The sequence below is a fragment of the Shewanella sp. 4t3-1-2LB genome (assembly GCF_017368415.1).
GTDB classification, from domain to species: domain Bacteria; phylum Pseudomonadota; class Gammaproteobacteria; order Enterobacterales; family Shewanellaceae; genus Shewanella; species Shewanella fodinae.
This window is the reverse complement of record NZ_JAFNJD010000039.1, coordinates 35557-44419: the sequence shown is the minus strand read 5'-3', so window position 1 is coordinate 44419 and position 8863 is coordinate 35557. Positions and strand designations below refer to the sequence as shown.

Here is an 8863-nt window from a genome sequence, read left to right as displayed (position 1 = left end):
ATAGCCATTAGCCAGTGCAAGCGCGGTAGTGAGTTGCATAAAAAAATCCGATGACGAGTGGTCATCGGATTTTGATCTTTTCAATGAGATCGTCAAGCGATCTGGCTTAACTGATCAGCATTAGCCATTTAGGCGGTTTTATTACTCACAGCTCACTCAAATGTAATCGACGGCAACAATTTCGACGTCAGTGCGACCACCTGGCGTTTGAATACCAACCTCATCACCTAAGTTTTTACCAATCAGGCCGCGGGCGATGGGAGAATTTACAGAAATCAGATTCTCTTTGATATTCGCCTCATCATCACCCACGATGCGATAAGTCATTTCAACATCGGTATCAAGATTTAAGATAGTCACAGTGGCACCAAATATTACCCGGCCGTTATTGGGCATTTTGGTGACATCGATGATCTGTGCATTCGAAAGCTTGCCTTCGATATCACGAATACGCGCTTCACAAATCCCCTGCTCTTCACGAGCAGCATGATATTCAGCGTTTTCTTTTAAATCGCCCAGTTCACGGGCGGTGGCAATGGCTTCACTCAGTGCTGGACGTCTTTCAAACTTTAGCATTTCCAGCTCTTTACGTAACTGTTCCGCGCCAGTCAGCGTCATAGGAACCTTATTCATGTCTCTGTCGTCTCCTGTAAAACAAAAGCGACCTATGCTGGCCCGAAAAGGGCCTGCACAGTCTCAATGGGGTGAACGGGCGCTCGTAACATCAGATACTGTCGGCGCCAAAGATGTTTTTTGCCAGACAACCACGGCGAACACCGGGTTGGTATCACTTCACCATAATGCAAGCTTACCTAAGCTGCGGCGGCCTTGCCAGTGATGCACCGAAAATTTATGAGTTGTAACAGTCTGGCTCGTAGATTTTTTAAGAATCCTTGCGGATATCAAAGGCCTTACAGTAGCGTGAAACGCGCATCCAACGACACTTGTCAACATGAGTGCTCACAACACATGATGCATATTTGGTCGGAAAACACCCGCAGGCACCTTAAAATACAAAACGCCCGATGAACTTCATCAGGCGTTTTAGGTGGAAATAAGTGTTAACTTATTCCCGAGCGAGACAACGACTTACTTGGTGACTCGCGCATGCAGTTCCTGCACTGAGGATACTTTATTGCGGTCATCAGCAGTGTTTGCCATACAGGTAGCAAAAGCCGCGTTCATGGTGGTGGTGTAATTCACTTTGTAGCGCAAAGCACCACGGCGCAGTTGCTTGGAGTCTTCAATAGCCTGACGCCCTTCGGTGGTGTTAACGATATAGGTGTACTCACCGTTTTTCATGCGGTCAAGAATGTGAGGCCGTCCTTCATGCACCTTGTTCACCAGCCGTGGGTTGATCCCCGCTTCACCCAATACCACAGCCGTGCCGTGGGTAGCATCAATTTCGTAGCCCAACTCAATCAGTTTGGCAGCCAAATCGGCAACCCGCTTCTTGTCGCTGTTACGCACAGACAACAAGGCGCGACCGGATTTTGGGATATCCTTGGAAGTAGTACCAAGTTGTGCTTTGGCATAGGCCTCAGCAAAGGTATCACCCACGCCCATCACTTCACCGGTTGAACGCATTTCAGGGCCAAGCAACGGGTCAACGCCAGGGAATTTGTTGAACGGCAACACCACTTCTTTCACTGAATAGTAAGGTGGAATAACTTCTTTGGTGAAGCCCTGCTCTTGCAGTGATTGACCCGCCATCACCCGCGCGGCAATCTTCGCCAGCGGCACGCCTGTCGCTTTTGAGACAAACGGCACGGTACGCGCCGCACGTGGGTTAACTTCAATCATGAAAATGGTGTTTTTCTGCACGGCAAACTGCACATTCATCAAGCCCACAACGCCTAATTCGAATGCCAGTTTCCGTACCTGTTCACGCATCTCATCCTGAATTGCCTGACTGAGTGTGTATGGCGGCAATGAACAACCTGAGTCACCGGAATGCACCCCGGCTTGTTCGATATGTTCCATAATGGCACCGACGACTACAGTCTTGCCATCACAAACCGCATCAATATCCACTTCAATAGCGTCATCAAGGAAGTGATCCAGCAACACCGGTGACGCGTTAGACACCTTAACCGCTTCTTTGAAGTAACGACGCAGATCCTGTTCTTCGTAAACGATTTCCATGGCGCGGCCACCCAAGACATAGGACGGACGAACCACCAGCGGATAACCGATTTTTTCTGCAGCCACTACTGCCGCTTCGACTGTAGTAACGGTATCATTTTCAGGCTGTTTCATCTCTAGGCGGCGAATCGCCTGCTGGAACCGTTCACGATCTTCGGCGCGATCAATGGCATCCGGGCTGGTACCAATAATCGGTACACCAGCGGCTTCGAGCGCGCGCGCCAGTTTCAATGGAGTCTGACCACCAAACTGTACAATCACGCCTTTCGGCTTTTCAATACGGGCGATTTCCAGTACGTCTTCCAGAGTTACGGGTTCGAAATACAGCCGGTCAGAGGTATCGTAATCAGTGGAAACCGTTTCTGGGTTACAGTTAACCATGATGGTTTCATAGCCATCAGCTTTTAGCGCCAGTGACGCATGCACACAGCAATAGTCGAACTCAATCCCCTGGCCGATACGGTTAGGGCCACCACCCAATACCATGATCTTGTCACGGTTGGACGGATTGGCTTCGCACTCTTCCTCATAGGTGGAGTACATGTAAGCCGTGTCAGTGGCAAATTCTGCGGCACAGGTATCGACACGTTTGTATACCGGGAAGATCTCTAGGCGATAACGCAGCTTACGCATTTCTGATTCACTGATCCCCAGCACATCGGCCAGACGAGCATCTGAGAAACCTTTGCGTTTTAACTGGTAGAGGAAATCGGCATCCATACCCGCCAGCCCAGTGGTTGCCACTTTGGCTTCCAACTGCACCAGCTCTTCAATCTGCACCAAAAACCAAGGGTCGATGTTGGTGAGTTTGTAGATTTCGTCCATGCTCATGCCAGCACGGAAAGCGTCAGCCACGTACCAGATACGCTCAGCACCCGGCTCTTTCAGCTCATGGCGCATGTGCTGCATGGCGTCAGGATCCTGCCAATCAACAATCGGATCAAAACCGTTTTTGCCGGTTTCCAAGCCACGCAGTGCTTTCTGTATAGATTCCTGGAAAGTGCGGCCAATCGCCATCACTTCCCCAACAGATTTCATCTGAGTGGTCAGTCGGTCATTGGCACCCGCAAACTTTTCGAAGTTGAAACGTGGCACTTTAGTGACGACATAGTCGATAGAGGGTTCGAACGAAGCGGGTGTGCGACCACCGGTGATATCGTTCATCAGCTCATCGAGAGTGAAACCGACGGCCAGTTTGGCGGCAACTTTGGCAATCGGGAAGCCGGTTGCTTTAGAGGCTAGCGCCGATGAACGGGATACACGTGGATTCATCTCGATGATAACCATACGGCCATCTTTGGGATTGATACCAAACTGGACGTTGGAACCGCCGGTTTCTACGCCGATTTCACGCAGCACCGCCATCGAGGCATTACGCATCAACTGGTATTCTTTGTCCGTCAACGTCTGCGCAGGGGCCACAGTGATAGAGTCACCAGTGTGTACGCCCATGGCATCAAAGTTTTCGATAGAGCAGACGATGATGCAGTTATCGTTGCGATCCCGCACCACTTCCATTTCGTACTCTTTCCAGCCGATCAAGCTTTCGTCAATCAGCAGCTCATTGGTAGGTGACAAGTCCAGACCACGGGTACAGATCTCTTCGAACTCTTCAACGTTATAAGCGATACCGCCACCGGAACCGCCCATAGTGAATGACGGACGAATAATGCAGGGGAAGCCCACTTGATCCAGCACCTTATAGGCGTCTTCCATGCTGTGTGCGATACCGGCACGAGGACACTCCAAACCGATTTTACGCATGGATTGATCGAAACGGGCGCGGTCTTCTGCTTTATCAATGGCATCGGCAGTGGCGCCAATCATTTCCACATTGAATTCTTGCAGCACGCCTTTGGCTTCCAGTTCCAGCGCACAGTTCAGCGCAGTCTGGCCGCCCATGGTAGGCAGAATAGCATCAGGGCGTTCTTTGGCGATGATGTTGCGCACCACTTCCCAATGAATCGGTTCAATGTAAGTGGCATCGGCCATTTCCGGGTCAGTCATGATGGTGGCGGGGTTAGAGTTCACCAGAATGACCCGGAAACCTTCTTCGCGCAGGGCTTTACACGCCTGGGCGCCGGAATAGTCAAACTCACAGGCCTGACCGATAACGATAGGACCGGCACCTAGGATAAGAATACTTTTTATATCAGTACGTTTTGGCATTGCTTGAATCTTCTCCCGGAGTTACTGCTTCGCTTGACGGTATTGCTCAATCAGTTCGATAAAATGGTCGAACAACGGCGCACAATCGTGCGGGCCTGGGCTGGCTTCTGGATGTCCCTGGAAGCTGAACGCAGGTTTGTCCGTCAGATGGATACCTTGCAGAGAACCATCGAACAGTGATTTATGAGTCACTTTGACATTTGCGGGTAGGCTGGCCTCATCAGCTGCAAAACCGTGGTTTTGACTGGTGATCATCACCGTGCCTTTCTGCAAATCTTTCACTGGATGGTTAGCACCATGGTGACCAAACTTCATCTTCATGGTTTTGGCGCCACTGGCTAAGGCCAGCAACTGATGCCCAAGGCAGATACCAAATACCGGGATATCAGTCTGCAGGAACGATTTAATCGCGCTGATAGCGTAATCACAAGGTTCTGGGTCACCAGGGCCATTTGACAGGAAAATACCGTCAGGTGCCATCGCCAACACGTCACTTGCTGGGGTTTTAGCAGGCACCACGGTTACATCACAACCACGGTCCACCAGCATCCGCAGAATATTGCGCTTAATCCCGAAGTCATAGGCGACGACTTTGAATTTGAATTCATCAGCAGCCTTGTCTTCTGGTAAGCCGCCTTCAAGTGTCCAAGTACCTTGGCGCCACTGATAAGCGCTGTCAGTGGTCACTTCTTTTGCCAGATCCATGCCTTTGAGGCCAGGGAAGGCTTTGGCAGCGGCTAACGCTTTGTCGGCATCCATTTCGCCAGCCATGATACAGCCAGACTGAGCGCCTTTTTCGCGCAGAATACGGGTGAGTTTACGGGTATCAATATCCGCAATACCCACCACATTATTAGCGCGGAGATAGTCACTGAGTGACCGCTGGGAACGGAAATTACTGGCGGTTAGTGGTAAGTCACGAATGATCAAACCACAAGCATGAATGGCACTGGATTCGGTATCTTCAGCATTAATGCCGGTGTTACCAATGTGCGGGTAGGTTAAGGTTACTATCTGACGGGAATAAGAAGGATCGGTGAGAATTTCTTGATATCCCGTCATTGAAGTGTTAAAAACCACTTCGCCAACAGCTATTCCATCGGCACCTATCGCTGTGCCGGTAAAGACGGTTCCATCTTCGAGTACGAGTAAGGCAGACTTAGTCAACGCGACCTCCGTAATGAGCCAAGCCATTAAAAATTATATATTTTTTATTAAATCAACCTGCAATTTCCGCTGCTTCACGAAATTTTGGCAAATTCTGAATATTTTATAGGTCATATCGACTTCCGTCTAGACCTACAGCGGTAATCCGCGAAAAAAAACCGCCAACGGCGGTTCTTTTCAACTACAAAGGCTTCAGCCCCAACACTTGCTGCATGTCATACAAACCGGCACTCTGTTCCGGTAACCACAGTGCGGCCCGCATGGCACCATTGGCAAATGTCATACGACTCGATGCCTTATGGGTGATCTCCAGCCGTTCACCAATATCAGCAAACATGGCGGTATGCTCGCCCACTAAATCACCTGCACGAATGGTCGCAAATCCTATAGTCTGCCGATCCCGTTCGCCGGTAATTCCTTCTCGGCCATATACGGCCACCTTTTCCAGATCCCGACCTAGGGTTGCGGCAATCACCTCCCCCATCTTTAACGCAGTACCGGACGGGGCATCTTTCTTAAAGCGATGGTGACCTTCAATGATCTCAATGTCACTGTAGTCACCCATTACCTTGGCCGTAACTTCCAGCAATTTCCACATCAGGTTAACGCCAACCGACATATTAGGCGCGAACACGACGGGTAGTTGTTCAGCAAACGCTTCTAACTGAGCTTTCTGTGCCGAATTAAAGCCGGTGGTACCAATCACCATCGGTTTTTCATGGCGCACGCACCAGTCGATATTAGCAAGTGTTCCTTCCGGGCTGGTAAAATCGATCAGTACATCGAAACTGTCGGCAACACCATCCAAATTATCGGTCACCACCACATCTAGTTTGCCAACCGCCGCCAGCTCACCAGCATCGACACCAACGAGGCTGGAACCTGCACGCTCGATTGCCGCACCCAGCACAATCAGCGGGTGCTGCGATGCGGCCTCAATAAGGGTACGGCCCATGCGTCCACCACTTCCGGCAATGGCAACTCTGACGCTTGCACTCATAATCCCTCCTTCCTGCACACAAAAAAATCGCCTGGGAGAACCCAAGCGATTAGCAATTACAAAATGTCGAGTAACTCGACTTCAAACACCAAGGTCGAGTACGGTGGAATCGCGGCGCCAGCACCTCGTTCGCCATAGGCCAAATGATGCGGCACATACAGTTTGTACTTAGAACCAACTGGCATCAGCTGCAATGCTTCGGTCCAACCGGCAATAACACCGGAAACCGGGAACTCAGCAGGCTGACCGCGGGTCACTGAACTGTCAAACACTTTACCATCGGTAAAGGTACCGTGGTAGTGCGTACGCACCGTAGACTCATAAGTAGGTCTAGCGCCCGTACCTTCGGTGATAACTTCATATTGCAGACCTGAGTCTGTCACTACCACACCTTCACGCTTGGCGTTTTCAGCGAGGAATGCCTGACCTTCAGCGGAAGCGGCTTCAGCAGCTTGTTCCTGCGCATGTTTGATGCGGGTGCTGATCTCGGTAAAGGCATTCTGCAGTTCCTGCATGCTGACAGCACTTTCTGTACCAACAAACGCATCTGCTAAGCCTGCCTGCACGGCGGGAATGTCCAAGCCATCAAAAGAGTTAGCGGCCAACTGTTCCCCTAACTGGCGGCCCACACCGTAGCTTGCTTGCTGTTCAACTGTCGTGAACTTCTCAGACATAATCGGTTTACTCTCGGTTATCGGTGAATTCAGCCGCGTAGTTTACCACATCCGAGCCATGAATGTTGCAGTAATTTGATCCAGAGCACTGAGGGTAAATACTCAATTGACATTGCTCAGTGCCTGCCGGATAACTTTGGCAAATACGACATATTTTGCCTTTTCTGCCGTTGTCACTGGTATAGCGATGAGATTAACAGCGCCTTTGGCACCCATCCGCGCAGGCTGACCACTACACACAACCAACTGTGGCTCCATTACCGATACAGCAACGATACGGACACGACGCCAAGCATTAAACTGCGATTCACCCTATTCGCCCATAACACAGTATGCCAAAAACCTGTCTTGGGGCAGCTTCCATTGTTTTGCTAACAACGTGGTGATCACATCACGGTGATTGGCGATATTAATCAACACCTCGTTAAACCCAACCCAGCTGTATGTATAATTTGCCGAGCTTCCTGAACGTTTTTCTGGCGTACCAAGCCACACTCAGGCTACCAGCCGCCAGAAAATCTATGTTAGGCTTTATGCCATCATATATTGCAGCAGACATACGCCAGTTGGGGTATTTGCCGCTATCTCTTATGCTTACCATCATTGCCAACGTTGTTTACGGGTTTGGACTATCGTCATGTTTGAAGAATTAGCGCTCGGGGGACTGCTTTTCAGCCCCTTGGTGGTGTTTGCACCGCTGGCGTTTGTCATATCGTTCGTCACCCGCCAGATACTGCACGTATCCGGGCTATACCAGCGGATCTGGAAAGTCGCCTGGTTCGAAGTGGCACTGTATATCTGTTATTTGGCGCTGGTTGTTTACTTATTCGGGAGATGAATTCAGTTATGGGAAAATTACTGCGTGTTGCCATCACGCTGGCGGTGGTAGTTGTCGCAATTATCGCCGGACGCTGGGTCTGGGATCATTACCTTTATTCTCCGTGGACTCGAGATGGTCGTATCCGCGCTAACATCATTACTATTGCGCCAGATGTTTCCGGTTGGGTTAATAGCGTTGATGTACAGGATAACCAGCAGGTACACAAAGGTGATTTACTGTTTTCTGTCGATGCTACTCGCTATCAAGCGGCACTGGTCGAGTTGCAGGCACAGTTGCAAAGCAAGCAATACGCTTGGGATCTTGCCAACCATAAATATGAACGCCGTAAGCAATTGACTGGACGGGAGGCTATCAGCGAAGAAGATCTGGAAACAGCCCGAATTAACACTGAACAAGCCAAGGCTGCCTTCCAACTGGCGCAAGCGGAACTCAATACTGCCCGCATCAATTTACAACGCACGGTCATTCATGCACCAGACGATGGCAGCATTATTAATCTGACCCTACGTCCTGGCAATTATGTACACCAAGGCACGGCAGTACTGTCACTGGTTCAGACAGGCTCTCTGTATGTCACTGGTTACTTTGAAGAAACTAAACTACCACTGATCCACGTGGGCCAAAAAGCTAAGGTAAGCCTAATGAGTGGCGGCAAACCGTTAATCGGTACTGTCACCAGTATCGGCAAAGCGATTGCTGACACCAATGTCAGCAGTAATGGACAACTGCTACCGCAAATCCAGCAGACATTCAATTGGGTGCGGTTGGCGCAGCGTATTCCGGTAGATATTCAGTTGGACAAAATACCGAATGACATCAATCTCAGTGCCGGCATGACGGTTTCTATTTTCCTGCAGGACAAATAAC

At 50.1% G+C, this 8863-nt stretch carries 8 protein-coding genes; 2 read left to right on the top strand and 6 right to left on the bottom strand.

The features are described 5' to 3' along the window. Positions 1 to 156 precede the first annotated feature (156 nt). The 6 genes from greA to J3L11_RS14150 form a co-directional block, all read right to left on the bottom strand. Positions 157 to 633 carry a transcription elongation factor GreA gene (greA, locus tag J3L11_RS14175; RefSeq protein WP_133039741.1) on the bottom strand — a complete coding sequence of 159 codons (477 nt, stop codon included), beginning with the start codon at positions 631 to 633 and terminating at the stop codon, positions 157 to 159. A gap of 456 nt (positions 634 to 1089) precedes the next feature. After that, a complete protein-coding gene (carB, locus tag J3L11_RS14170) occupies positions 1090 to 4314 on the bottom strand; it encodes a carbamoyl-phosphate synthase large subunit (RefSeq protein WP_207571416.1) in 3225 nt (1074 codons plus the stop codon). Positions 4315 to 4335: 21 nt separating this feature from the next. Continuing rightward, positions 4336 to 5508, bottom strand: a complete 1173-nt coding sequence (gene carA / locus J3L11_RS14165) for a glutamine-hydrolyzing carbamoyl-phosphate synthase small subunit (RefSeq protein WP_207571415.1) — start codon at positions 5506 to 5508, stop codon at positions 4336 to 4338. Positions 5509 to 5662: 154 nt separating this feature from the next. Continuing rightward, complete coding sequence (gene dapB, locus J3L11_RS14160) at positions 5663 to 6481, bottom strand: 4-hydroxy-tetrahydrodipicolinate reductase (protein WP_189617179.1); 819 nt, start codon at positions 6479 to 6481, stop codon at positions 5663 to 5665. A gap of 56 nt (positions 6482 to 6537) precedes the next feature. Further along, positions 6538 to 7155: an FKBP-type peptidyl-prolyl cis-trans isomerase gene (locus tag J3L11_RS14155; RefSeq protein WP_189617180.1), complete on the bottom strand. Its 618-nt coding sequence runs from the start codon at positions 7153 to 7155 to the stop codon at positions 6538 to 6540. A gap of 102 nt (positions 7156 to 7257) precedes the next feature. After that, complete coding sequence (locus J3L11_RS14150; RefSeq protein WP_189617181.1) at positions 7258 to 7401, bottom strand: hypothetical protein; 144 nt, start codon at positions 7399 to 7401, stop codon at positions 7258 to 7260. Positions 7402 to 7792: 391 nt separating this feature from the next. Here J3L11_RS14150 and J3L11_RS14145 point away from each other — a divergent pair, with 391 nt between their 5' ends. Both J3L11_RS14145 and J3L11_RS14140 read left to right on the top strand, forming a co-directional pair. Further along, positions 7793 to 7993, top strand: a complete 201-nt coding sequence (locus J3L11_RS14145) for a DUF1656 domain-containing protein (protein WP_133039735.1) — start codon at positions 7793 to 7795, stop codon at positions 7991 to 7993. A gap of 8 nt (positions 7994 to 8001) precedes the next feature. Continuing rightward, complete coding sequence (locus tag J3L11_RS14140; protein WP_189617182.1) at positions 8002 to 8862, top strand: HlyD family secretion protein; 861 nt, start codon at positions 8002 to 8004, stop codon at positions 8860 to 8862. Position 8863 lies beyond the last annotated feature (1 nt).

What these genes read in the sequence shown, in the direction of transcription:
- carA (WP_207571415.1), bottom strand. Translation starts at nt 5,508, where the DNA reads ATGGCTTGGCTCATTACGGAGGTCGCGTTGACTAAGTCTGCCTTACTC.
- J3L11_RS14155 (WP_189617180.1), bottom strand. Translation starts at nt 7,155, where the DNA reads ATGTCTGAGAAGTTCACGACAGTTGAACAGCAAGCAAGCTACGGTGTG.
- carB (WP_207571416.1), bottom strand. Translation starts at nt 4,314, where the DNA reads ATGCCAAAACGTACTGATATAAAAAGTATTCTTATCCTAGGTGCCGGT.
- J3L11_RS14140 (WP_189617182.1), top strand. Translation starts at nt 8,002, where the DNA reads ATGGGAAAATTACTGCGTGTTGCCATCACGCTGGCGGTGGTAGTTGTC.
- J3L11_RS14145 (WP_133039735.1), top strand. Translation starts at nt 7,793, where the DNA reads ATGTTTGAAGAATTAGCGCTCGGGGGACTGCTTTTCAGCCCCTTGGTG.
- greA (WP_133039741.1), bottom strand. Translation starts at nt 633, where the DNA reads ATGAATAAGGTTCCTATGACGCTGACTGGCGCGGAACAGTTACGTAAA.
- dapB (WP_189617179.1), bottom strand. Translation starts at nt 6,481, where the DNA reads ATGAGTGCAAGCGTCAGAGTTGCCATTGCCGGAAGTGGTGGACGCATG.